20 protein-coding genes are annotated in these 22,217 nt (G+C 63.7%); 7 read left to right on the top strand and 13 right to left on the bottom strand.

Annotation, left to right across the window (positions count from 1 at the left end; all coding sequences use genetic code 11):
- Positions 1-4 precede the first annotated feature (4 nt).
- Both AC0L3N_RS25080 and uxaC read right to left on the bottom strand, forming a co-directional pair.
- The gene (locus AC0L3N_RS25080) at positions 5-982 is read right to left on the bottom strand and encodes a TRAP transporter substrate-binding protein (RefSeq protein WP_123150468.1); all 978 of its coding nucleotides are present in this window, start codon (positions 980-982) and stop codon (positions 5-7) included.
- Positions 983-1,019: 37 nt separating this feature from the next.
- On the bottom strand, positions 1,020-2,429 hold the full coding sequence (gene uxaC / locus AC0L3N_RS25075; protein WP_123150469.1) for a glucuronate isomerase: 1,410 nt from the start codon (positions 2,427-2,429) through the stop codon (positions 1,020-1,022).
- A 175-nt stretch (positions 2,430-2,604) separates the two neighbouring features.
- On the opposite strand from uxaC, the gene AC0L3N_RS25070 reads away from it, so the two are divergent.
- Positions 2,605-4,083 carry a mannitol dehydrogenase family protein gene (locus AC0L3N_RS25070; RefSeq protein WP_473550089.1) on the top strand — a complete coding sequence of 493 codons (1,479 nt, stop codon included), beginning with the start codon at positions 2,605-2,607 and terminating at the stop codon, positions 4,081-4,083.
- 194 nt (positions 4,084-4,277) lie between these two features.
- Here AC0L3N_RS25070 and AC0L3N_RS25065 read toward each other — a convergent pair whose 3' ends face one another.
- The 8 genes from AC0L3N_RS25065 to AC0L3N_RS25030 all read right to left on the bottom strand — a co-directional run bounded on the left by AC0L3N_RS25065 (position 4,278) and on the right by AC0L3N_RS25030 (position 13,106).
- The gene (locus AC0L3N_RS25065; RefSeq protein ID WP_123150470.1) at positions 4,278-4,685 is read right to left on the bottom strand and encodes a F0F1 ATP synthase subunit epsilon; all 408 of its coding nucleotides are present in this window, start codon (positions 4,683-4,685) and stop codon (positions 4,278-4,280) included.
- A 109-nt stretch (positions 4,686-4,794) separates the two neighbouring features.
- Positions 4,795-6,372, bottom strand: a complete 1,578-nt coding sequence (atpD, locus tag AC0L3N_RS25060; protein ID WP_473550088.1) for a F0F1 ATP synthase subunit beta — start codon at positions 6,370-6,372, stop codon at positions 4,795-4,797.
- A 72-nt stretch (positions 6,373-6,444) separates the two neighbouring features.
- Positions 6,445-7,329 (bottom strand): F0F1 ATP synthase subunit gamma, encoded by an 885-nt coding sequence (locus AC0L3N_RS25055; protein ID WP_123150471.1) that lies wholly within the window; start codon positions 7,327-7,329, stop codon positions 6,445-6,447.
- Between the two features lie 33 nt (positions 7,330-7,362).
- Positions 7,363-8,892, bottom strand: coding sequence for a F0F1 ATP synthase subunit alpha (gene atpA, locus AC0L3N_RS25050; RefSeq protein WP_292548611.1), 1,530 nt, complete (start codon positions 8,890-8,892; stop codon positions 7,363-7,365).
- Positions 8,892-9,452, bottom strand: coding sequence for a F0F1 ATP synthase subunit delta (locus tag AC0L3N_RS25045; RefSeq protein WP_473550086.1), 561 nt, complete (start codon positions 9,450-9,452; stop codon positions 8,892-8,894). Before AC0L3N_RS25045 ends, atpA begins: the two co-directional genes overlap by 1 nt.
- A gap of 246 nt (positions 9,453-9,698) precedes the next feature.
- Positions 9,699-10,094, bottom strand: a complete 396-nt coding sequence (locus tag AC0L3N_RS25040; protein ID WP_473550084.1) for an AGROH133_08824 family phage infection protein — start codon at positions 10,092-10,094, stop codon at positions 9,699-9,701.
- 95 nt (positions 10,095-10,189) lie between these two features.
- The gene (locus tag AC0L3N_RS25035; RefSeq protein WP_473550083.1) at positions 10,190-10,885 is read right to left on the bottom strand and encodes an aspartate/glutamate racemase family protein; all 696 of its coding nucleotides are present in this window, start codon (positions 10,883-10,885) and stop codon (positions 10,190-10,192) included.
- A 37-nt stretch (positions 10,886-10,922) separates the two neighbouring features.
- Complete coding sequence (locus tag AC0L3N_RS25030; protein ID WP_473550081.1) at positions 10,923-13,106, bottom strand: primosomal protein N'; 2,184 nt, start codon at positions 13,104-13,106, stop codon at positions 10,923-10,925.
- Between the two features lie 91 nt (positions 13,107-13,197).
- On the opposite strand from AC0L3N_RS25030, the gene fsa reads away from it, so the two are divergent.
- Complete coding sequence (fsa, locus tag AC0L3N_RS25025) at positions 13,198-13,851, top strand: fructose-6-phosphate aldolase (protein WP_123150477.1); 654 nt, start codon at positions 13,198-13,200, stop codon at positions 13,849-13,851.
- Positions 13,852-13,945: 94 nt separating this feature from the next.
- On the opposite strand, the gene lptE is transcribed toward fsa, so the two are convergent.
- Both lptE and leuS read right to left on the bottom strand, forming a co-directional pair.
- Positions 13,946-14,533: an LPS assembly lipoprotein LptE gene (lptE, locus tag AC0L3N_RS25020; RefSeq protein ID WP_473550079.1), complete on the bottom strand. Its 588-nt coding sequence runs from the start codon at positions 14,531-14,533 to the stop codon at positions 13,946-13,948.
- The gene (gene leuS / locus AC0L3N_RS25015) at positions 14,520-17,144 is read right to left on the bottom strand and encodes a leucine--tRNA ligase (protein WP_473550078.1); all 2,625 of its coding nucleotides are present in this window, start codon (positions 17,142-17,144) and stop codon (positions 14,520-14,522) included. Before leuS ends, lptE begins: the two co-directional genes overlap by 14 nt.
- A 145-nt stretch (positions 17,145-17,289) precedes the next feature.
- Here leuS and AC0L3N_RS25010 point away from each other — a divergent pair, with 145 nt between their 5' ends.
- The 4 genes from AC0L3N_RS25010 (at position 17,290) to AC0L3N_RS24995 (ending at position 19,884) form a co-directional block, all read left to right on the top strand.
- The gene (locus AC0L3N_RS25010; protein WP_123150479.1) at positions 17,290-17,952 is read left to right on the top strand and encodes a YggS family pyridoxal phosphate-dependent enzyme; all 663 of its coding nucleotides are present in this window, start codon (positions 17,290-17,292) and stop codon (positions 17,950-17,952) included.
- 91 nt (positions 17,953-18,043) lie between these two features.
- The gene (locus AC0L3N_RS25005; RefSeq protein WP_123151235.1) at positions 18,044-18,298 is read left to right on the top strand and encodes a type II toxin-antitoxin system Phd/YefM family antitoxin; all 255 of its coding nucleotides are present in this window, start codon (positions 18,044-18,046) and stop codon (positions 18,296-18,298) included.
- The gene (locus AC0L3N_RS25000) at positions 18,298-18,699 is read left to right on the top strand and encodes a type II toxin-antitoxin system VapC family toxin (protein ID WP_123151234.1); all 402 of its coding nucleotides are present in this window, start codon (positions 18,298-18,300) and stop codon (positions 18,697-18,699) included. The genes AC0L3N_RS25005 and AC0L3N_RS25000 overlap by 1 nt, the downstream gene beginning before the upstream one ends.
- Positions 18,700-18,834: 135 nt before the next feature.
- Positions 18,835-19,884, top strand: a complete 1,050-nt coding sequence (locus AC0L3N_RS24995) for an aldo/keto reductase (protein ID WP_473550076.1) — start codon at positions 18,835-18,837, stop codon at positions 19,882-19,884.
- Positions 19,885-19,959: 75 nt separating this feature from the next.
- Here the strand turns inward: AC0L3N_RS24995 and AC0L3N_RS24990 are convergent, their stop codons facing one another.
- Complete coding sequence (locus tag AC0L3N_RS24990) at positions 19,960-20,868, bottom strand: LysR family transcriptional regulator (protein ID WP_473550074.1); 909 nt, start codon at positions 20,866-20,868, stop codon at positions 19,960-19,962.
- 138 nt (positions 20,869-21,006) lie between these two features.
- Between AC0L3N_RS24990 and AC0L3N_RS24985 the strand changes: the two genes are divergently transcribed.
- Positions 21,007-22,188 (top strand): MFS transporter, encoded by a 1,182-nt coding sequence (locus tag AC0L3N_RS24985; RefSeq protein ID WP_473550072.1) that lies wholly within the window; start codon positions 21,007-21,009, stop codon positions 22,186-22,188.
- Positions 22,189-22,217: the final 29 nt, after the last annotated feature.

Below are 22,217 nucleotides of genomic sequence, written 5' to 3'. Positions count from 1 at the left end.
TTGATCACTGTACGGCCTTGATGGCCTCGACCATCGCCTTCAGCTTGTCGTCCTTGACGTGCTTTTCGTAGACCGGGCCCATCGCGTCGATGAAGGGCTGCTTGTCCGGCGTCGTGATCTGCGAACCGGCCGCTTCGACCTTGGCACGCGATTCCTTGACCTTGGCGGCCCACAGCTCACGCTGCTTAGCGACGCTTTCCTTGGCGGCCGCCTTGAAGATCGCCTGGTCTTCCGGCGTCAGCTTGTCCCAGCTCGACTTCGCCATGACGAAGGCTTCCGGCACCATCGTGTGCTCGTCAAGCGAATAGAACTTGGCGACTTCCGCATGCTTGGCGGTGTCGTAGCTCGGAAAATTGTTCTCCGCGCCGTCGATGACCCCGGTCTCGATCGCCGAATACACCTCGCCATACGGCATCGGCGTCGCGTTGGCGCCGAGTGCCGCCACCATGTCGACGAAGATGTCGGACTGGATGACGCGGAACTTCATGCCGGCCATATCGGCTACAGAGTTGATCGGCTTCTTCGAATTGTAGAAGGAGCGCGCGCCGCCGTCATAAAAGGCGAGCAGCACCAGCCCGACCTGTTCGAACGCCGCCGCGATCTGGTCGCCGACCGGTCCGTCCATGACCTTGTGCATATGGTCTTCCGAGCGGAAGATGTAGGGCAGCGAGGGCACGGTGGTTTCGGGGATGAGTCCGTTGAACGGCGCCATCGAGACGCGGTTTAGGTCGATCACGCCGGAACGCACCTGCTCGATCGTGTCCTTTTCCTCGCCGAGCTGCGCGGAATGATAGACATCGACCGAATAGCGGCCGGCCGTGCGCTCCTTCACAAGCTCGCCGAAATATTTGACCGCCTCGACCGTCGGATAGCCGTCCGGGTGCGTGTCGGACGAGCGCAGAACCGTCTGGGCGCTTGCCGTTCCGGCCATCAGTGCGGCGGCAAGTAGCGTAGCTCCCGCCAGTCTAGAAAAATGCAGCATTGGTTTCCTCCCGTTTGAACGATGGCGGCAAGCGCCGTTAGATCCGGTACGCCTTTTTTGCGAGCGTATAGGCAAGTTCCTGCGCCAGCTCGTGCGCCTCGTCCTCGCGGAGCCGGTGCTCGGCGACGAGACGCGCAAGAAAGGCGCAATCGACCCGACGCGCCACATCGTGGCGAGCCGGGATGGATGGAAAGGCGCGGGTGTCGTCATTGAAGCCGACGGTGTTGTAGAAGCCTGCTGTCTCGGTGGTCATCTCGCGGAACCGGCGCATGCCCTCCGGGCTGTCGTGGAACCACCAGGCCGGCCCGATCTTCAGTGCCGGGTAGACGCCGGCGAGCGGCGCCAGTTCGCGCGCATAGCTGGTCTCATCGAGCGTGAAGAGGATGATGGTAAGGTCGCGCTCCAGGCCGACGCAATCGAGCAGCGGCTTCAGCGCCGTCACATAGTCGGTTCTGGTCGGGATATCGAAACCCTTGTCTCTGCCGAATTTCTGGAAGACGGAAGGCGAATGATTGCGCCAGGAGCCGGGATGTATCTGCAGGACCAGCCCGTCGTCGCGGCTCATCTTAGCCATTTCGGTCAGCATTTGGGCGCGAAACAGTTTTCGCTCACGCTCGTCGTCCGAGCCTCGGCGGATGCGGTTGAACAGTTCCTGCGCGGCGGCATCCGACAGATTGGCGGTCTCCGCTGTCGGATGGCCGTGATCCGACGCGGTCGCGCCGAAACTTTTGAAGAAGGCCCTTCTCTGGCGATGCGCATCGAGATAGCCGGCCCAGGTGCCGGTGTCGCAGCCGGTGATGTCGCCGAGCCGATCGAGATTGGCCGAAAAGCCTTCGAAATCGGGATCGACGATGGCGTCCGGCCGATAGGCGGTGACGACGCGGCCCTCCCAGCCGCTGTCGCGGATCATCTGGTGCCATCTGAGATCGTCGAGCGCGCCTTCGGTCGTCGCGATGACCTCAATGTTGAAGCGCTCGAACAGCGCTCGCGGGCGAAAATTCTCCCACTGCAGCAAGGTCGAGATCGTGTCGTAATGGCGGTCGGCGGTTGCGGTCGTCAGCGGCTCTTCGATGCCGAACAGATGGGCAAGCACATGATCGAACCACAGCCGCGTCGGTGTACCGCGGAACAGATAATAGTGCTCGGCGAAGCGCCGCCAGATCGTCCTGCCGTCGGTCTCCACCGGTGAGCCGTCGAGCGTTGGCACACCAAGGTCCTCGAGCCGGACGCCCTGGCTGAACAGCATACGGAAGATGTAATGGTCCGGCACAACAAGCAATTGCGCCGGATCGGGAAATGCCTCGTTGAGCGCATACCAGCGCGGATCGGTGTGGCCGTGCGGGCTGACGATCGGCAGTTCCTTGACAGCTGCGTAGAGATCGCGGGCAAGCGAACGCGGATGCGCCTCCGAGGGAAACAGCAAATCCGGATCGGTCAGTACGGCCACATCAATCCTCCCAATCCGGCATCGGTAGGATCGGAAAGAAATAATGTCAACATACAAAAAATAGATTGTTGTATGATGACTTTTACGCAACGTCAGCCCATTGTGCGGGAACGAAACGGATGTTACGCCGCATGCCGGCCACGCCCGGCACGAGCTCGATCAGACCCATCGCACGATGACAGACAGACGCCTTTCCAACAGCACGCGGCAGGCATTGCCGGCCTCGGTCGCGGTCCCCGGATACGACCGCAACCGCGTCGTACCCGGCATCGTCCATCTCGGCGTCGGCGCATTCCACCGCGCCCATCAGGCAGCCTATGTCGACGACTGCCTGGCGGCGGGAGAGATGGATTGGGGCATTGTCGGCGTCTCGCTGCGCAGCGCCGACACACGCGACGCGCTGGCGCCGCAGGACGGGCTCTACACGCTGGCGGTCAGGAGCAGCGACAGCGAAAGCCTGCGCGTCGTCGGCTCGATCCTGTCGATGCTAGTGGCCCCGGAAGATCCGGGTGCGGTGCTGGCCGCGCTGACTGATCCGCGCACCTCCATCGTCACACTGACGATCACCGAAAAAGCCTATCTCAGGGCGGCGGGTGGCGGACTGGACACGGCCCATCCCGACATCGTCCACGATTTGGCCAACCCGCAAATACCGCGAACGGCGCATGGTTTTCTGGCCGAATCGGTTGCGCGGCGCCGCGCCGCCGGTATCCAGCCATTCACCGTGCTGTGCTGCGACAATCTCCCGGCCAATGGCGCCACGCTGCACCGGCTGCTGGTCGAATTCGCCGCTTTGCGCGGCACCGATCTTGCCCGCCATATCGCCGACGAGGTGGCGTTTCCGTCGAGCATGGTGGATCGCATCGTGCCGGCGACCACCGATGCCGACCGGGCACGGATATCAGGCCAGCTCGGCGTCGACGACGCCTGGCCTGTCATGACCGAGCCGTTCTGCCAATGGGTGATCGAAGACGATTTCCCGGCGGGCAGGCCGGCCTGGGAAAGGTTCGGCGTCACCATGGTCGGTGATGTCGGGCCGTTCGAGGACATGAAGCTGCGCCTGCTCAACGGCTCGCATTCGGCTATCGCCTATCTTGGCCTGCTCAGTGGCCATGAGACGGTCGACCGCGCCTTCGCCGATCCGGCGATCCGGCAATTCGTCGACGGATTGTGGGCCGAGGCGATCACGACGCTGCCGAAGGACGCCGGGCTCGACACGTCCGACTACACGGCCCAACTCGCCAAGCGCTATTCGAACACCGCGCTTGCCCATCGGACGGCGCAGATCGCCAATGATGGCAGCCAAAAACTGCCGCAGCGCATCGTTGCCTCGGCCATGGAGCGGATGAGTGCCGGTGCCCCGCCCGCGTATCTGATGCTGGTGGTAGCCGCCTGGATCGCCGCTTGCGAGACGCGCGGCAAATCCTTGCCGGAAAGCCACTTCACCGACCCGCTCGACTTGGCCCTGGCCGCACTCGACACTCGGCATCTGTCGGCTGACGAAGCGGTGGCGGCGGTGTTCGACCTGGCCGGCTTCGCCAAGGGCGGCGCTGAGCGCCTGACGCTGATCGACCTCGCGGCCGCGCATCTCGAACGCCTGCGGCAGGGCGGTGTGGCTGCTGCTTTCACAGCCCTGGGCATACAGAGTGAATGACTGTTGGGCGGACCTGACACTGATCCGGATCAGGGCTTGCGATGCAGAAACTTTGACGTTGGCAGGACAGAGGGGGGGCGCGAAGGATCGCGACGGAACGGCTTTTATTCTGCGCCGTCGTACTCTTTGGCTGATCTCATGGCATAAATTCCAGGGGTACGCTCCGCTTCGCCCTAGAAGACGAGGGATAGCCTCTATGCCGGCAGGATGGCGCCTTCGAGTGTGGTGAGTTGGCTAAGGAACTGCTCGGCCTTGCTGCGCGTCTGGTCGTCCTTGGCGTCGGCGACGTCTTCCCTGGCTTCCTGGATACGGCGGGCCAGGTCGGCGCGGTCGATGTCGCCGACGGCTACCGCCGATTCTGCCAGCAACGTGCAGCCGGCCGGAACGATGTCGGCGAAGCCGCCGAACACGACGTAGCGTTCTTCCTCGCCTGCCGCGGTCTTCACCGTGACGACGCCCGGCTGGATCGTGGTCATGACTGGCGCGTGATGTGCCATCACGGTCATCTCACCTTCGGCGCCCGGAATGACGACGGATTCGACCTGCTCGGAAACCAGCAGGCGCTCCGGCGAGACCAGTTCGAATTTGAAAGATTCAGGCATGATCTATTTAGTGAGTGGTCAATAGTGAATAGTAAGTAGTGAAGGGCAAAACGCCCAAACCCGTACTTACTATTCTCTACTCACTACTCACTACTCCCTATTCGCTTGATTATGCCGCTTCGGCCGCCAGGCGCTGAGCCTTCTCGACCGCTTCTTCGATGCCGCCGACCATGTAGAAGGCGGCTTCCGGCAGGTGGTCATAGTCGCCGTTGCAGAGGCCCTTGAAGCCCTTGATGGTGTCGGCGAGATCGACCAGCTTGCCCGGCGCGCCGGTGAACACTTCGGCGACGAAGAAGGGCTGCGACAGGAAGCGCTCGATCTTGCGGGCGCGGGCCACCGTCTGCTTGTCCTCTTCCGACAGCTCGTCCATGCCCAGAATGGCGATGATGTCCTGCAGCGACTTGTAGCGCTGAAGGATCGACTGCACCTGGCGCGCCACCTGGTAGTGCTCTTCGCCGACGACCATCGGGTCGAGCATGCGCGAGGTCGAGTCGAGCGGATCGACGGCCGGATAGATGCCCTTTTCCGAGATCGCGCGGTTGAGCACGGTCGTCGCATCGAGGTGGGCGAACGAGGTCGCCGGCGCCGGGTCGGTCAGATCGTCGGCCGGCACGTAGATCGCCTGCACCGAGGTGATCGAGCCCTTGGTCGTCGTCGTGATGCGCTCCTGCAGCGCACCCATGTCGGTGGCCAGCGTCGGTTGGTAACCCACGGCCGAAGGAATACGGCCGAGCAGCGCCGACACTTCGGAACCCGCCTGCGTGAAGCGGAAGATGTTGTCGACGAAGAACAGCACGTCCTGGCCCTGGTCGCGGAAATATTCGGCGACCGTCAGCCCGGTCAGGCCGACGCGGGCGCGCGCACCCGGCGGCTCGTTCATCTGGCCATAGACGAGCGCTGCCTTGGATCCTTCGCCGCCGCCCTTCTTGTTAACGCCGGACTCGATGAACTCATGATAGAGGTCGTTGCCCTCGCGGGTGCGCTCGCCGACGCCGGCGAACACAGAGAAGCCGCCATGCGCCTTGGCGACGTTGTTGATCAGTTCCTGGATCAGCACGGTCTTGCCGACGCCGGCGCCGCCGAACAGGCCGATCTTGCCGCCGCGGGCATAAGGTGCCAGCAGGTCGAGAACCTTGATGCCGGTGACCAGGATCTGCGCTTCCGTCGCCTGCTCGACATAGGTCGGAGCCGGCTGGTGGATAGAGCGCATCTCGATGCCGTCGACCGGGCCTGCCTCGTCGACCGGCTCGCCGATGACGTTGATGATACGGCCGAGCATGCCCGGGCCGACCGGCACGGTGATCGGTGCGCCGGTGTCATAGACGTCCTGGCCGCGAACCAGACCTTCGGTCGAGTCCATGGCGATGCAGCGCACGGTGTTCTCGCCAAGGTGCTGAGCCACCTCGAGCACGAGGCGATTGCCGACATTGGACGTTTCCAGCGCGTTCAGGATCGCCGGCAGATGTTCGCCGAACTGCACGTCGACAACGGCGCCGATGACCTGGCGAACCTTGCCGGCCAAGCCAGTCTTCTTGATGGCAACGGTCGGCGCCTTCGCCGCGGCTGCCGTGGCGGGCACGGCCGCCTTCTTGGCTGGAGCGGCTTTCGCTGCCGGAGCCTTTGCTGGTGCTGCCGCCTTCGCGGCGGTCTTCGGGGCCGCCTTCTGGGGGGTCGCTGCTTTCGCCATCGTCTTTACCCTTTTCGTCTCTTGTTTCTCACGCGATCCGCTCGAAGGTCGGAGACCTTCGCGGGAGCGCGCCTATAGCGCCTCGGCGCCCGAAATGATTTCGATCAATTCCTTGGTGATCTGCGCCTGCCGCTGGCGGTTGTAGGTGATCGACAATTTGTTGATCATGTCGCCGGCGTTGCGCGTCGCATTGTCCATGGCGCTCATCTTGGCGCCCATCTCGCCGGCCGCGTTTTCGAGCAGCGCACGAAAGACCTGCACGGAGATGTTGCGCGGGATGAGGTCGGAGAGGATTTCGCCCGGCTCCGGCTCGTATTCATAGACGGCATTGCCGCCGTCCGTCGCCTCGGCGGCAGCGGAAGGCACGCCTGCCGGGATGATCTGCTGGGTCGTCGGGACCTGGCTGATCACCGACTTGAACTGCGAATAGAACAGCGTGCAGATGTCGAAGCCACCCTCGTTGAAAAGTTGGATAACTTTCTTGGCAATGGCATCGGCATTGACGAAGCCGAGCGTCTTCACTTCACGCAAATCGACACGCTCGAGGATCAGCGCCGCGTAGTCGCGACGCAGGATGTCGAATCCCTTCTTGCCGACGCAGATGATCTTGACCTGCTTGCCGCCGGCCAGAAGCTTGCGGATGTGGTCGCGGGCAAGGCGCGCGATCTGCGAATTGAAGCCGCCGCACAGACCACGCTCGGCGGTGCAGACGACGAGCAGATGCACGTCGTCCTTGCCGGTGCCGGTCATCAGCGCCGGGGCCTCGCCGCCGCCGCCGATCGCCTGGGTGATGTTGGCCAGCACCGCGCCCATGCGCTCCGAATAGGGGCGCGCGGCTTCCGCCGCCTCCTGCGCGCGGCGCAGCTTCGCCGCGGCGACCATCTGCATCGCCTTGGTGATCTTCTGCGTCGCCTTGACCGAGGCGATACGGTTACGAAGGTCTTTTAGTGAAGGCATGCTTCAAACCTGATCCCGTTCGTCCGGCCTCGTTCAAGCAAAGGTCTTGGCGAAGGTGTCGATCTCCGCCTTCAGCTTGGCGCGCAGATCGTCCGACAGCGCCTTCTCCTTGCGGATGCCGTCGAGCACCTCCTTGCCGGCCGAGCGCATGTGGCTGAGCAAGCCATGCTCGAATTTACTGACCTGGTCGATTGCCAGCTTGTCGAGATAGCCGTTGACGCCGGCGAAGATCACCGCGACCTGTTCTTCGACCCTGAGCGGCGAAAATTGCGGCTGCTTCAGGAGTTCGGTCAGGCGCGCACCGCGGTTGAGCAGGCGCTGCGTGGCGGCGTCGAGGTCAGAGCCGAACTGGGCGAAGGCCGCCATTTCGCGATACTGCGCGAGTTCGCCCTTGATCGAGCCGGCGACCTGTTTCATTGCCTTGATCTGCGCCGAGGAGCCGACGCGCGACACCGACAGGCCGACATTGACCGCCGGGCGGACGCCCTGGAAGAACAGATTGGTTTCCAGGAAGATCTGGCCGTCGGTGATCGAGATGACGTTGGTCGGGATGTAGGCCGACACGTCGTTGGCCTGGGTCTCGATGATCGGCAGCGCCGTCAGCGAACCGCCGCCATTGTCGTCATTGAGCTTGGCGGCACGCTCCAGAAGGCGCGAATGCAGGTAGAAGACGTCGCCCGGATAGGCTTCGCGGCCGGGCGGGCGGCGCAGCAGCAGCGACATCTGGCGATAGGCGACCGCCTGCTTCGACAGATCGTCGTAGCTGATCAGCGCATGCATGCCGTTGTCGCGGAAATATTCGCCCATGGTGCAGGCGGTGAACGGCGCCAGGAACTGCATCGGCGCCGGATCGGAAGCGGTGGCGGCGATGATGATCGAATAGTCGAGCGCGCCACGCTCTTCGAGAACTTTCGCGAACTGCGCGACGGTCGAGCGCTTCTGGCCGACGGCGACGTAGACGCAGTAGAGCTTTTCCTTCTCCGGCCCGTGCTCGTGCACCGATTTCTGGTTGAGCATCGTGTCGAGGATGATCGCGGTCTTGCCGGTCTGGCGGTCACCGATGACCAGCTCGCGCTGTCCGCGGCCGACCGGGATCAGCGCGTCGATGGCCTTGAGGCCGGTCGACATCGGCTCGTTCACCGATTTGCGCGGAATGATGCCGGGCGCCTTGACGTCGACACGCTTGCGCTCGGTCGCCTGGATCGGGCCCTTGCCGTCGATCGGATTGCCGAGCGCGTCGACGACGCGGCCGAGCAGGCCCATGCCGACAGGCGTATCGACGATGGCGCCGGTGCGCTTGACGATATCGCCTTCCTTGATGTCGCGGTCGGCGCCAAAGATGACGACGCCGACATTGTCGGCTTCGAGATTGAGCGCCATGCCGCGGATGCCGCCGGGGAACTCGACCATCTCACCGGCCTGGACATTGTCGAGGCCGTAGACGCGGGCGATGCCGTCACCGACGGACAGAACCTGGCCGACTTCGGAGACCTCGGCCTCCTTGCCGAAATTCTTGATCTGGTCTTTCAGAATTGCGGAAATTTCCGCGGCGCGGATGTCCATCAGCCGACCTCTTTCAGTGCAAGCTTGAGCGAATTGAGTTTGGTTTTGAGCGACGTATCGATCTGGCGCGAGCCTATCTTGACCACCAGCCCGCCGAGCAGCGACGGATCGATGGTCACGGTGATCGCGACATCCTTGCCGGCAACGCTTTTCAGCGCCGCCTTCAGCTCGGTTTGCTGGGCGTCAGTCAGCGCATGCGCCGAAGTAACTTCAGCGGCGGTCTCGCCACGATGCTCGGCGGCGATCTGGCGGAATGCCTTGATCATGCCGGGGATGGCGAACAGACGGCGGTTCTGGGCGACGACGCGCAGGAAATTGCCGGTGAGGCCGGTGATCCCCGCCTTGTCGGCGATCACCGCAATGGCCTTGGCCTGATCTTCGCTGGAGAACACCGGGCTATTGATCAGACGGGTCAGGTCCGCGCTGCCTTCGAGCATCGCCGCGAAACTGTTGAGGTCGGCCTCGACCTCGGCGACCGAATTCGCCTGGAGCGCGAGCTCGAACAGCGAACCCGCATAGCGCTCTGCTACACCTGAGATTGGCGATGACGATTGGGCCACGGACCGTCTTTTCTCTTGTCTGACAGGCCGCAGATTGTTGGCGCGAGCGAAAACTCTAGCTAAATCTTTGACCTTACTGCATTTTTCCAAGCACGGAGGCGCGGCTTCCGCTATCCCCGGCCGAAAGTCGATTGCCGTCTAGCACAGGCATTTTAAGACCGCAATGCGTCGTCCCGCATGGTTTTCAGGCACTATTGTCGCATCCGGCGGTGCGGTTCGACCGCCGGTCCCGAATTCGCTTTTGATTCAAGGCACAAAGCCGAAGGCGAAGGCAAGCGGCAGCGCCGCCAGCACCAGTTCCACCACGATGGACGCCCAGTTGAAAGGTGTGTTGGCGCCATCTGACATCATTGACAGCAGGCGACCGAAGGCGGTGAACAGCCAGGAAAAGCCAAGCGCCATGTAGAGCAGCGGTTGCGCAAGCAGAATGCAGCACAGGCCGACGCCGAGATAAAAACCCGACATCCTGCCGCGCCCTTCGGCGATCGCCGCCGCTTTCTCCGGCTTGACCTGCAGCCGCAGGATTCGGAAGCCAAGCCCCGGCGCCAGGAACAGCAGCAGGCCGAACAGCAAGGTCACGACGGCGCTCGACCACGCCAGCCATTCGCCCTGGCTCATCGGCCACGGAAACGCAAATTCCATACTGTTCCCTCGCAAATGGCTGTTTCGAAATTTCGGGCATTCTAGCGAAGGAAGAGACATGCGCCAGATGGCGTCGGCACTTTAGGAAAAGCGCATCAACCCAGCGCGAATTCGACCGCCGCCTCGGCATGGATGCGCGTCGTATCGAACACAGGAATGTCGAAGTCCGGCTGCCCGATCAGCATGGTGATCTCGGTACACCCCATGATGACGCCGTCGATCTTTTCGTCGCGCCGCAGGCGAGCGATTTCATCAATGTAAGCCGCCTTCGATTCCGCGGTGACAATACCCTGGCAGAGTTCGTCATAGATCACGCGATGAACCATGTCCCGCCCGGCTTCATCCGGGACCACTGGACGAAGGCCGTATTTGTCGGTGAGCCGGCCCTTGTAGAAATCCTGTTCCATGGTGAAGCGCGTCGCCAACAGCGCCGGGCGCTTGACGCCAGCTTGGCTGATCGCAACGGCGGTGGCGTCGGCGATGTGGATGAGCGGTATCGACACCGCCGTCTGCACCGTGTCGGCCAGCTTGTGCATGGTGTTGGTGCAGATCAGCAGCCCTTCGGCGCCGGCTGCTTCCAGCTTGCGCGCCGCCTCGGTGAGAAGCATGCTGGCACCTTGCCAGTCGCCGGCGTGCTGCCGTTCAGCGATCTCGGCAAAGTCAAACGACCACAGCAGCAATCTTGCCGAATGCAGCCCGCCCAGACGCTCGCGCACGATCTCGTTGAGCAGCCGGTAATAGATCGCCGTTGATTCCCAACTCATGCCGCCGATGAGGCCAAGGGTTTTCATCTATTTCACAGCTCCGGTCCAAATTGCATGGTCGGGCTCACAAAAAGCTCTGCGGGTCGATGTCGACCTGCACGCGCACCGAGCCCCGTAGCTTCGGTCCGTCCGCCAGCATGGTGCGAATGAAGCCTTGCATGTCGGCGCGCCGCTCGCCCTGGATCAGCAGGCGAAAGCGATGGCGGCCGCCGAGCAGCGACAGCGGCGCCTCGGCCGGGCCGAGTACGAACAGGTCGGCGGCCTGAGGTGCGGCGCGCCGCAAACCCCGCGCATGCCCCTCCGCTTCCGCCCGCGTCGCTGCACTAACGATGACTCCGGCGAGCCGGCCGAAAGGCGGCAGCGCCGCCCGCTCGCGCTCGGCGATCTCGCGCTCGTAAAAAGCCTCGGCGTCGCCGGAGACGATCGCCCGCATCACCGGGTGGTCGGGCTGGAAGGTCTGCAGCAGGCCAAGGCTCTTCTTGCCGGTGCGGCCGGCGCGGCCGGTCACCTGGCTGAGCAGCTGGAAGGTACGTTCGGCGGCGCGCGGATCGCCATTGGCCAGGCCGAGATCGGCGTCGACCACGCCGACCAATGTCATGTTGGGGAAATTGTGGCCTTTGGCGACCAGCTGCGTGCCGATGACGATATCGGCCTCGCCATTGGCGATGGCTTCAAGCTCGAGCCTCAGCCGCCGCACGCCGCCCATCAGGTCGGACGACAGGACGATGGTTCGGGCGTCTGGGAAATGCGCGACGACCTCTTCGGCGATGCGCTCGACGCCCGGCCCGCAGGCGACCAGATGGTCGAGCGTGCCGCATTCCGGGCAGGCCTCGGGCCGTCGCTCATTGTGTCCGCAATGGTGGCAGACGAGCTGGCCGCGAAAGCGGTGCTCGACCAGCCAGGCCGAGCAGACCGGGCAGCCGAAGCGATGGCCGCAGACCCGGCACAGCGTCAGCGGCGCATAGCCGCGCCGATTGAGGAACAGCAAGGATTGTTCGTGTTTCTCCAGCGTCTGCCGCATATGGCCAAGCAGCACCGGCGACAGGAAGCCGCCGCGCGTCGGCGGGGCGCGGCGCATGTCGATCGTCTTCAGGTCGGGAAGCGCTGCCTCGGCAAAGCGCGCCGAAAGCACCGCCCTGCTATAGCGGCCTTGGCTCGCATTGACCCGGCTTTCGACCGACGGCGTCGCCGAGGCGAGCACCACCGGAAAGCCGCCGATATGGCCACGCACCACCGCCATGTCGCGGGCATTGTAGAAGACGCGGTCCTCCTGCTTGTAGGCGGGGTCATGCTCCTCGTCGACGACGATCAGCCCAAGTTCCCTGAACGGCAGGAACAGCGCCGAACGCGCGCCGGCAACGACGCGCACGCCACCGTCCGCCACTTGCCGCCAGACACGCTCGCGCATCCTTGGCGGCAGGTCCGAGTGCCATTCCGCCGGCTTGGCGCCGAACCGTTCCTGGAAGCGCTCGAGGAAGGCGTGGGTCAGCGCGATCTCCGGCAGCAGGATCAGCACCTGCCTGCCGCGGTCGAGCGCCGCCGCCACCGCCTCGAAATAAACCTCCGTCTTGCCCGATCCGGTCACCCCGTCGAGCAGCGTGACCCCGAATGCGCCGGCCGCGACATTGGTGCGCAGCATCTCGGCCGCGTCGCTCTGGTCCGGCATCAGCGAAGGCTGGGCGTAATTCGGATCGGGTGCTGCGACCACCGGTCGCGGCGGGATCATGACGGTCTCGAACACGCCTTGCGATTTCAGCCCGTCGATGACGGTCGACGACACGCCGGCCGCATGCGCCAGCCCGGATCGCGTCCAGGCGAGCCCGCCTTCCGCGGTTTCGAGCACGCGCATCCTCGCACCCGTCATCCGGTCGGGTTTGGCGAAGGTGCGTTGCAGCCCTTCGATCCACGGTTCCGGGTCGAAGGCCTCCGGCGCCCGCAGCAGCATGCGCGCCACCATGCCGGGCGGCGACAGCGTGTATTGCGCGATCCAGTCGACGAAGCGGCGCATAGCGCGGTCGATCGGCGGACAGTCGAAGACCTGCTCGATCGGGCGCAGTTTCTTGGCATCGACCTTTTCGACGGTGCCGTCCCAGACGATGCCGGCAACCTGGCGCGGACCGAGCGGCACGCGCACGATCGAGCCCGGCACCACGCGCATGCCGGCGGGCACGGCATAGGTGTAGGGCCGCTCGGCGGGCATCGGCACCAGCACTGGCGCGGCTGCGACAAAGGGCGAATCTTCGATCATGAGGCGTGACCTTGCCCCGACTTTCGTCTAGATCAAAGTCCGACCCCAAATGTGCATGACACGCACATGAAAAAATCTTCAGGAGACCATCATGAAATTTTTTGTCGACACCGCCGATGTCAAGGAAATCCGTGAGCTGAACGATTTGGGGCTGCTCGACGGCGTCACCACCAATCCCTCGCTGATCCTCAAATCCGGCGGCAAGATCGCCGACGTCACACGAGAGATCTGCGAGATCGTCAAGGGCCCGGTCTCGGCCGAAGTCGTCGCCACCGAATACAAGGACATGATGGCGGAGGCCAAGATCCTGGCCAGGATCGCCGACAATGTCTGCATCAAGGTGCCGCTGACGCTCGACGGCCTGAGGGCCTGCAAGGACATCCGGTCGGACGGCCGCATGGTCAATGTCACGCTGTGCTTCTCGGCCACGCAGGCGCTGCTCGCGGCCAAGGCCGGCGCCTCCTTCATCTCGCCCTTCGTTGGCCGCATCGACGACAGCGGCTGGGACGGCATGGAACTGATCTCGGACATCCGCACCATCTACGACAACTATGATTTCCAGACCGAGATCCTGACCGCTTCGGTGCGCACGGTGAACCATGTCAAGCAGGCCGCACTGATCGGCGCCGACGTCATCACCGCCCCGCCGGCGACGCTGAAGGCGCTGGTCAAGCACCCGCTGACCGACAAGGGCCTGGAGCAGTTCCTCGCCGACTGGGCCAAGACCGGCCAGAAGATCGGCTGAAATCAAGACGTCGCGTTCCCGCAAAAAAGGCCGAGCAATCGGCCTTTTTCTGCGCCAGGGATAACCGAAACATCTCGATCCAGGCCGAAAGGCTCTAACCCGCCACCGTCTTGCGGTGCTTGACCAGATTCTGGGCGATCGACAGGCGCAGCAGGTCCGCCAGTTCGCGCGCCGCGCGGTTCTCGGCGTCGATTTGCGCCCGGTAGGAGGCAAATTCCTGACGGGGCCTGTCGAAGGACGACGCTATCGAGCGCCTGCCGGTCGCGATCGTCGTACCGGTCTTGGCGTCGGTCAGCACATAGTTTGCGGTCAGTGTCACGGTGCCCGCCGTTGGCTCGTCGTCATCGGTCGTGACCTGCACGGTTGCAGCGGATTCAACAAGTTCGGTAACGCCGAGATCGAGCGAATAGGCGGGCGAAGCCGGCTCGCCCGCACCCTGGCCGAGCGCGAAGATCAGATTGTTGCGGACCTGCTGGGCGTAGCGGGTGTTGACCGGCTTGACCGAGATGGACCCGAGTTCGGCGGCAGCCCCGACTTGCGAGCCGGCCGACAGCGGCGCGCTCGAATAGAGCGGGCGCACCGTGCAGGCCGAAACCAGCGCAACCGAAGCGACCAGGCCATACAGCGCGATACGGCGCAGTAAATGCGTCACTTCTGTCTTCTTCGGATCAGGCAACGACATTGACGATCCTCTGCGGGACGATGATCACCTTGCGCGGTGCCTTACCTTCGAGCGCTTTCTGCACGAAGTCGAGAGCCAGAACCGCTTTTTCGACCGCACCTTGGTCCGCGTCGCGGGCAATTGTCAAATCGCCGCGCTTCTTGCCGTTGACCTGGACCGGCAGCACGATCTCGCTGTCGACGACAAGCGACGGTTCATAGACTGGCCAGGACCGTTCGGCGACCAGATCGGTGCCGCCGAGCGTCAGCCAGCATTCCTCGGCCAGATGCGGCATCACCGGCGCAATCAGATGCACGAGGATGTCGACGGCTTGCCGGCACGCAGCCTTGAGCGCCGGATCGGCCTTGCCTTCAGCCGCCTCGTTGAGCGGCGTGGTAAGCGCATTGGCGAGCTCGTAGATGCGGGCGATGGCGCGGTTGAAGGCGAGCTTTTCGATATCCTCGCCGACTGATTTCAACGCCTTGTGCGCGGCCTTGGAAACAGTCCCTGCCTCGCCCTCCTTCGTCGCTGCCGGCTGGACTGCAGCGAGCGATTCGGCGGCCGTCGACACCAGGCGCCAGATACGCTGGATGAAGCGGTGCGCGCCGGCAGCACCCTCGTCGGTCCATTCGACGTCACGCTCGGGTGGCGAGTCCGACAGCATGAACCAGCGCGCGGTATCGGCGCCGTAGCCGTCGGTAATCTCTTCCGGGCTCACCGTGTTCTTCTTCGACTTCGACATTTTTTCGAGCGGGCCGATCACCGCCTCTTCGCCGGTCGCGATTTCGAGGGCGCGGCGTTTGCCGTCGACGTCCTCCAGCCGGACCTGGCTGGGCGCAAGCCAGCGGCCGTTCGAGCCACTGCCGACCCGATAGGTCTCGTGCACCACCATGCCTTGCGTGAACAGGCCCTTGAATGGCTCGGCCAGATCGACATGTCCGGTCTCGCGCATGGCGCGGGTGAAGAAGCGCGAATAGAGCAGGTGCAAAATGGCGTGCTCGATGCCGCCAATATACTGGTCGACCGGCAGCCATTCGGTAGCTGCCTTGGGATCGGTCGGGTCGTTCGCCCAGGGCGCGGTAAAGCGCGCGAAATACCAGGACGAATCGACGAACGTGTCCATCGTGTCGGTTTCGCGGCGTGCATCCTTGCCGCATTGCGGACATTTGACATGCCGCCATGTCGGATGGCGATCGAGCGGATTGCCCGGCCGGTCGAACTCGATGTCGTCCGGCAGCCTGACCGGCAGATCCGCCTTCGGCACCGGCACCACGCCGCAATCCTCGCAGTGGATCATCGGGATCGGACAGCCCCAGTAGCGCTGGCGCGAAATGCCCCAGTCGCGCAGGCGGAAGTTGACCTTGCGCTCGGCCATCGGCCGATTGCCGATGGTCTTTTGTTCCAGCAGCTTCGCCACCTCGTCGAACGCCTGATCAGGCTTCATGCCGTCGAGGAAGCGCGAATTGATCATCACGCCGTCGCCGACATAGGCCTCGTCAATGATCTGGAAGCTTCCTTGATTCTCGCCTTCCGGCATCACCACCGGAATGACCGGCAGGCCGTATCTGTTAGCGAAGTCGAGGTCGCGCTGGTCACCGGACGGGCAGCCGAAGATGGCGCCGGTGCCGTACTCCATCAGCACGAAATTGGCGACATAGACAGGCAGCGTCCAGTTCGCGTCGAACGGATGGACGACGCGGATGCCGGTATCGAAACCCCTCTTCTCGGCTGTCTCCAGTGCCGCCACTGAAGTGCCCATATGGCGAACCTCGTCGATGAACTTGGCCAGCGCCGGATTGCTTTCGGCCGCCTTCTTCGCCAGCGGATGATCAGCTGCGACCGCCATGAAGGAGGCGCCGAAGATGGTGTCGGGCCGCGTCGTGTAGACCTCCAGCTCATCTTCGCCATCGACTGGAGTGGCCAGCGGCCAGCGGATCAGCAGGCCTTCCGAACGGCCGATCCAGTTCGCCTGCATCAGCTTCACTTTTTCCGGCCATTCGTCGAGGCCTTCCAGCGAGTCCAGCAGATCCTGCGCATAGTCTGTGATCTTGAAGAACCACTGCGTCAGCTCGCGCTGTTCGACCAGCGCGCCCGAGCGCCAGCCGCGTCCGTCGATGACCTGCTCGTTGGCAAGCACCGTCATGTCCTCCGGATCCCAGTTGACCTTGGAGGATTTGCGCGTCACCAGCCCCTTCTCGACAAAATCGAGGAACAGCATCTGCTGGCGGTGGTAGTAGTCGACATCGCAGGTGGCGAATTCGCGTGCCCAATCGAGCGACAGGCCCATGACCTTGAGCTGCTCGCGCATGGCGGCGATGTTCTGATAGGTCCAGTCCTTGGGATGGACCTTGTTCTGCATCGCCGCGTTCTCGGCCGGCATGCCGAAGGCATCCCAGCCCATCGGGTGCAGCACGTTGAAACCCTTGGCTCGCCTGTAGCGCGCCACGACGTCGCCCATCGTGTAGTTGCGGGTGTGGCCGATATGGATGCGCCCCGACGGATAGGGGAACATCTCGAGCACGTAGTATTTCGGACGCTGGTCGTCGTTATCAGCCTCGAACAGCTTCTTGGCGTCCCAGGCCTTCTGCCATTTGGGCTCTGACGCGCGCGGATTGTAACGTTCGATTGCCATCGGGTGTTTTTCACTTAAAAGCATGCGCGAACAGCCGGACATGCCCGGCGGCTCAGGAAATGTCGTCGCGGTGTTCACCATGGATTGCCGGACCCGTCAACTGCGACGCTCCGGCCAGGGCAAAAACTAGGGTCAGGATATAGGCATGGCGAGCGCCGTCGAACAGTTTTTCACGGTCAAGGCGAAGATCGCCGCCGCCGAGCGCGAGGCGGGACGGCAAGCCAACGCGGTGACGCTGGTCGCGGTTTCGAAGACCTTCGACGCCGCCGATATCAGCCCGGTCATCGACGCCGGCCAGCGTGTCTTCGGCGAGAACCGCGTCCAGGAAGCACAAGCCAAATGGCCGGCGCTGAAGGAAGCTTTTCCGGACATCGAGCTGCACCTGATCGGTCCGCTGCAATCGAACAAAGCGAAGGAAGCGGTCGCGCTGTTCGATGTCATCGAGACGGTCGATCGCGAGAAGATCGCTGCCGAACTCGCCAAGGAAATCGCCAGACAAGGCCGGTCACCAAAACTCTACGTCCAGGTCAACACCGGCTCGGAACCGCAAAAGGCAGGCATCGAACCGCGCGAAGCCGTCGCCTTCGTCACCCGCTGCCGTACGGTTCATGGCCTCGCCATCGAAGGTCTGATGTGCATTCCGCCGGCCGACGAGAATCCCGGTCCGCATTTCGCGCTGTTGGAGAAACTTGGGCTTGAGACCGGGGTCGAAAAGCTCTCCATGGGCATGTCCGGCGATTACGAGACGGCGATCGCCTTCGGCGCGACAAGTGTCAGGGTCGGCTCGGCGATTTTCGGCAGCCGCTAGCGGACATTTCGTTTAGCGGCAGTTTAGCGATCAGCCTTGATAGTCGGGCGCGTCAGGCATATACCTAGCCAAGCTAGCTAGGAGAGGGCCCATGAACTGGCATCTTCAGGATGCGAAAAACAACTTTTCCAAAGTGGTTCAGCGCGCGCGCAGCGAGGGACCGCAGACGGTGACCCTGCGTGGCGAGCGCGCGGCGGTGGTGCTTTCTGCCGAAGACTATGACCGCTTGTCGGGAAAAAAGAAGTCACTGGCAGAATATCTTCTGACCGGTCCCGTCTGGGATGATGATTTCGCCGAGGAGGTCAACCGTCGCTCGGATACGATGATCCGCGACATCGACCTCTGATGTACCTGCTCGACACGAACATCGTTTCGGATGTGGAACGACGCTTGCCCAAGCCTACCGCGTGGCTAGCTTCAGTGGATCCGGATTCGGTCAATCTCAGTGTCATCACGCTCGGGGAGATCGAACGCGGGATCGTCAAGCTGCGCAAGGTCGATCCCGAACGGGCAATGCGCCTCGATCTGTGGCTGCGAGAGCTTCGGCGGGTCAATGCCGACCGCATCCTTGCGGTTACTGAAGATGTCGCGTTGTCGTGGGGTCGCATCTCGGCTGGCCGCACGCGAGGCAGCGCCGACACGCTCATCGCCGCCACCGCGCTCGTCCACGACCTCATTCTGGTTACGCGAAACGTCGCCGATTTCGACGATACTGGGGTGACGGTCCTCAATCCTTGGACAATCTGACCTGTTTCCCCACCACGCCGGATCGTCGGGTCGCGGAGCTTGGTCCAGAACCACTAGGCCGTTAAGCCAACGAATAGAAACGGAACGTATCGTTCCTATATTGGCCGGGTTATTCCAAAACTTTCTGGAGCCAGCATGCGTTACAATCAACTTGGAAATACGGGGATGTTCGTCTCCGAACTTTGCCTGGGCACCATGACCTTCGGCGCCGCCGGCGAAAACGCCCAATGGGGCCTGATCGCCAGCCTCGACCAGGACGGCGTCGACGGGATCGTCCAGCGCTCGCTCGCCGCCGGCGTCAATTTCTTCGACACGGCTGACGTCTATTCCTTCGGCGCATCGGAACGGCTTCTCGGCCAGTCGCTGCGGAATCTCGGCATCAACCGGCAGGATGTGATCATCGCCACCAAGGTCCATGGCGCCATGGGCGACGGCCCCAACCAGCGCGGTTCCTCGCGCGGCCACATCATGGGTTCGGTCGAGGGCAGTCTCGAGCGGCTGCAGCTCGACCATATCGATCTCTATCAGCTTCACGGCACCGACACGGTGACGCCGATCGATGAGACGCTGCGGGCGCTCGACGATCTGGTTGCCAGCGGCAAGGTCCGCTATGTCGGCGTTTCGAACTGGGCGGCCTGGCGCATCGCCAAGGCATTGGGCATCGCCGAACGCAAGGGCTTCGCCCGTTTTGAGACCGTCCAGTCCTACTATTCGATCGCCGGCCGCGACCTGGAGCGCGAGATCGTTCCGCTGCTCAACGAGGAGAAGCTTGGACTGATGGTCTGGTCGCCGATGGCGGGCGGGCTGCTTTCCGGCAAATACGGACCCGGCGCGCCCGGCAATGGCGAAGGCCGCCGCGCCAGCTTCAATTTCCCGCCTGTAAATGAGGGCCGCGCCTGGGCGGCGGTCGCCGTCATGCGCGAGATCGCCGGCAAGCATGGCGTCAGCGTCGCCACGGTCGCGCTGAGCTATGTGCTCGCCAAACCCTTCGTGATGAGCGTGATCATCGGCGCCAGCCGCATGGAGCAGCTCGAACAGAACCTTGCCGCCACCGAGTTGAAGCTCGACACCGACGATCTTGCTCGTCTCGACGAGGTCAGCGCGCTGCCGGCCGAATATCCGGGCTGGATGCTCGAGCGTCAGGCGGCCGGCCGGCGGCCGGCGCCCTTTGCGCCGAAAAAGTAATTCAATCTCACCTCGATTGATGTTTCGGGAGCCGACCGGCTCCCGATCTTCTTTGGGCTCCGATCTTCTTTAGGCTCAGGTCAGGCGGACCGTCTCGACCAGAAAATCGAGAAAGGCCCGCACCCGCGCCGGCAAATGCTTGCCCTGCCCGACATAGACGGCGTGGGTACGCTCCTCGTCGCCTGGGTTGAAGGCCTCCAGAAGCGGTACCAGCCGCCCGGCGGCGATGTCGGGTTCCACATGCCAGCGCGCCAGCCGGGCGATGCCCGCCCCCGAAAGCGCCATCAGCCGCATCGCCTCGCCATCGCTGACCAGCGCATTTCCGGTTATCGGGACGAGAACGGCCTCGCCGGCCGCGTCGACGAATGGCCAATCATCGAGATGGCGCACGAAGCAGAAACCCATCCGGCTGTGATGATCGAGATCGGCCGGCGTTCGGGGCGTGCCGTGCGTCCTCAGGTAGGACGGCGCAGCGACGACGACCACCGGACTTTGCCCGAGCTTGCGCGCCACCAACCGTGATTCGCCGAGCGGCCCGGCGCGGATCGCGACATCGGCGCGCTCCTCCATGAGGTCGATGACATGATCGGTCAAAACCAGATCGATGGTGATTTCCGGATAGCGTTCGAGGAAACGCGGCAAAAGCGGGATCAGCCGGTGTTGCCCGAAGGGCACGTAGCTGTTGACGCGCAGCCGGCCGCGCGGGGCGGCGCCGGCCGCCGCCTCGCGCTCGGCTGCCGCCATGTCGGCCAGGATGCGCACGCCGCTGTCGAAGAAGGCCGCGCCCTCCGGTGTCAGTTGCAGCGTGCGTGTCGAACGGCTGATCAGCCGCGCGCCAAGACGGGCCTCAAGCCGCGCAATCAGTTTGCTCACTGCCGACGGCGTCATCCGCAACGCGCGAGCGGCGGCCGAAAAACTGCCCGCCTCGACGACGCGGACGAACACTTCGATCTCGCCGGAGCGGTTGATGTCGGGTCTCGCCATTCGTGAATCTATTTCACAGACAATGTGCCCTGCGCAAGACTGGTTCACAGCACGCCGCGACACGATCTTCCGGGACGGGGCGTGGGAGGACACGGCGTCCCGTCTTCAACACTGGCTGTCATCGAAGTGGGAACCGCCATGCCTCTTGCTCTTTACGCCCTCGCCGCCGGTGCCTTCGGCATCGGTGTCACCGAATTCGTCATCATGGGCCTGCTGCTCGACGTCAGCACCGATCTCGGAGTCTCGATCTCGGCTGCCGGCCAGCTGATTTCGGGCTATGCGCTCGGCGTCGTCATCGGCGCGCCGCTGCTGACGATCGCCACCAGCCGCTGGCCGCGCAAGACGGTGCTTCTGGCGCTGATGGCGATCTTCACGCTGGGCAATCTCGCCTGTGCGCTGGCCCCCGACTACTGGACACTGATGGCTGCCCGCGTGCTCACCGCCTTTGCCCACGGCACCTTCTTCGGCGTTGGTTCGGTCGTGGCGACCGGGCTGGTGGCGCCCAACAAGAAGGCCTCGGCGATCGCCCTGATGTTCACCGGCCTGACCATCGCCAACATCCTCGGCGTGCCCTTCGGCACATGGCTCGGCCAGGCCTTCGGCTGGCGCGCGACCTTCTGGGCGGTAACCCTGGTCGGCATCGTCGCCTTCGCCATCATTCTCCTGCTGGTGCCGCGCAGCCAGGCAGCGCCTGAGAAGAGCGACCTGCGCGGCGATCTCGCCGTGCTCGGCCGCGCGCCGGTCCTGCTTGGCTTCGCCACCACCGTGCTTGGCTATGCCGGCGTCTTCGCCGTCTTCACCTATATCGCTCCCCTGCTGACCGAGATCACGGGTTTTGGGGAAGCAGCCGTGTCGCCGATCCTGCTGGTCTTCGGCGGCGGCCTCATCGCCGGCAATCTCGCCGGCGGTAAGTTCGCCGACCGCTGGCTGGTGCCTTCCGTCCTCGGCAGTCTCGTTGTGCTGGCGCTGGTGCTCGGCACGATGACTTTTGCCCTGCACAGCCAGGTGATGGCCGTCATCTATGTCGGCCTGCTCGGCACCGCCGCCTTCGCCACCGTGGCGCCGCTGCAGATGTGGGTGCTGGAAAAGGCTGAAGGCGCCGGCCAGAGCCTGGCCTCATCCTTCAACATCGCGGCCTTCAACCTCGGCAACGCCGCCGGCGCCTGGCTCGGCGGCGTGGTCATCGCCCATGGCCCCGGCCTCGGCGCCGTCAGCTGGGTCGCCGCCCTGCTGCCGCTCTCCGCACTGGCCGTGGCGGGATTAGCGCTGCGCCTCGACCGCAGCTCGGAGCTCGGCGCACCGGCATCCGCCCGGTCGTGACGATCCCAAACAAATCCAACCACCCTTCG

This window comes from Mesorhizobium sp. WSM4807, from assembly GCF_055811615.1.
Note: the sequence above shows the minus strand (reverse complement) of the source record. Positions and strands in the feature narration are given on the sequence as shown.

What these genes read in the sequence shown, in the direction of transcription:
- AC0L3N_RS25070 (WP_473550089.1), top strand. Translation starts at nt 2,605, where the DNA reads ATGACAGACAGACGCCTTTCCAACAGCACGCGGCAGGCATTGCCGGCC.
- AC0L3N_RS25005 (WP_123151235.1), top strand. Translation starts at nt 18,044, where the DNA reads ATGAACTGGCATCTTCAGGATGCGAAAAACAACTTTTCCAAAGTGGTT.
- AC0L3N_RS25065 (WP_123150470.1), bottom strand. Translation starts at nt 4,685, where the DNA reads ATGCCTGAATCTTTCAAATTCGAACTGGTCTCGCCGGAGCGCCTGCTG.
- lptE (WP_473550079.1), bottom strand. Translation starts at nt 14,533, where the DNA reads ATGTCGTTGCCTGATCCGAAGAAGACAGAAGTGACGCATTTACTGCGC.
- AC0L3N_RS25040 (WP_473550084.1), bottom strand. Translation starts at nt 10,094, where the DNA reads ATGGAATTTGCGTTTCCGTGGCCGATGAGCCAGGGCGAATGGCTGGCG.
- AC0L3N_RS25035 (WP_473550083.1), bottom strand. Translation starts at nt 10,885, where the DNA reads ATGAAAACCCTTGGCCTCATCGGCGGCATGAGTTGGGAATCAACGGCG.
- AC0L3N_RS24985 (WP_473550072.1), top strand. Translation starts at nt 21,007, where the DNA reads ATGCCTCTTGCTCTTTACGCCCTCGCCGCCGGTGCCTTCGGCATCGGT.
- atpA (WP_292548611.1), bottom strand. Translation starts at nt 8,892, where the DNA reads ATGGACATCCGCGCCGCGGAAATTTCCGCAATTCTGAAAGACCAGATC.
- atpD (WP_473550088.1), bottom strand. Translation starts at nt 6,372, where the DNA reads ATGGCGAAAGCAGCGACCCCCCAGAAGGCGGCCCCGAAGACCGCCGCG.
- leuS (WP_473550078.1), bottom strand. Translation starts at nt 17,144, where the DNA reads ATGGCAATCGAACGTTACAATCCGCGCGCGTCAGAGCCCAAATGGCAG.
- fsa (WP_123150477.1), top strand. Translation starts at nt 13,198, where the DNA reads ATGAAATTTTTTGTCGACACCGCCGATGTCAAGGAAATCCGTGAGCTG.
- AC0L3N_RS24995 (WP_473550076.1), top strand. Translation starts at nt 18,835, where the DNA reads ATGCGTTACAATCAACTTGGAAATACGGGGATGTTCGTCTCCGAACTT.
- AC0L3N_RS25030 (WP_473550081.1), bottom strand. Translation starts at nt 13,106, where the DNA reads ATGATCGAAGATTCGCCCTTTGTCGCAGCCGCGCCAGTGCTGGTGCCG.
- AC0L3N_RS25010 (WP_123150479.1), top strand. Translation starts at nt 17,290, where the DNA reads ATGGCGAGCGCCGTCGAACAGTTTTTCACGGTCAAGGCGAAGATCGCC.
- AC0L3N_RS24990 (WP_473550074.1), bottom strand. Translation starts at nt 20,868, where the DNA reads ATGGCGAGACCCGACATCAACCGCTCCGGCGAGATCGAAGTGTTCGTC.
- AC0L3N_RS25080 (WP_123150468.1), bottom strand. Translation starts at nt 982, where the DNA reads ATGCTGCATTTTTCTAGACTGGCGGGAGCTACGCTACTTGCCGCCGCA.
- AC0L3N_RS25000 (WP_123151234.1), top strand. Translation starts at nt 18,298, where the DNA reads ATGTACCTGCTCGACACGAACATCGTTTCGGATGTGGAACGACGCTTG.
- AC0L3N_RS25055 (WP_123150471.1), bottom strand. Translation starts at nt 7,329, where the DNA reads ATGCCTTCACTAAAAGACCTTCGTAACCGTATCGCCTCGGTCAAGGCG.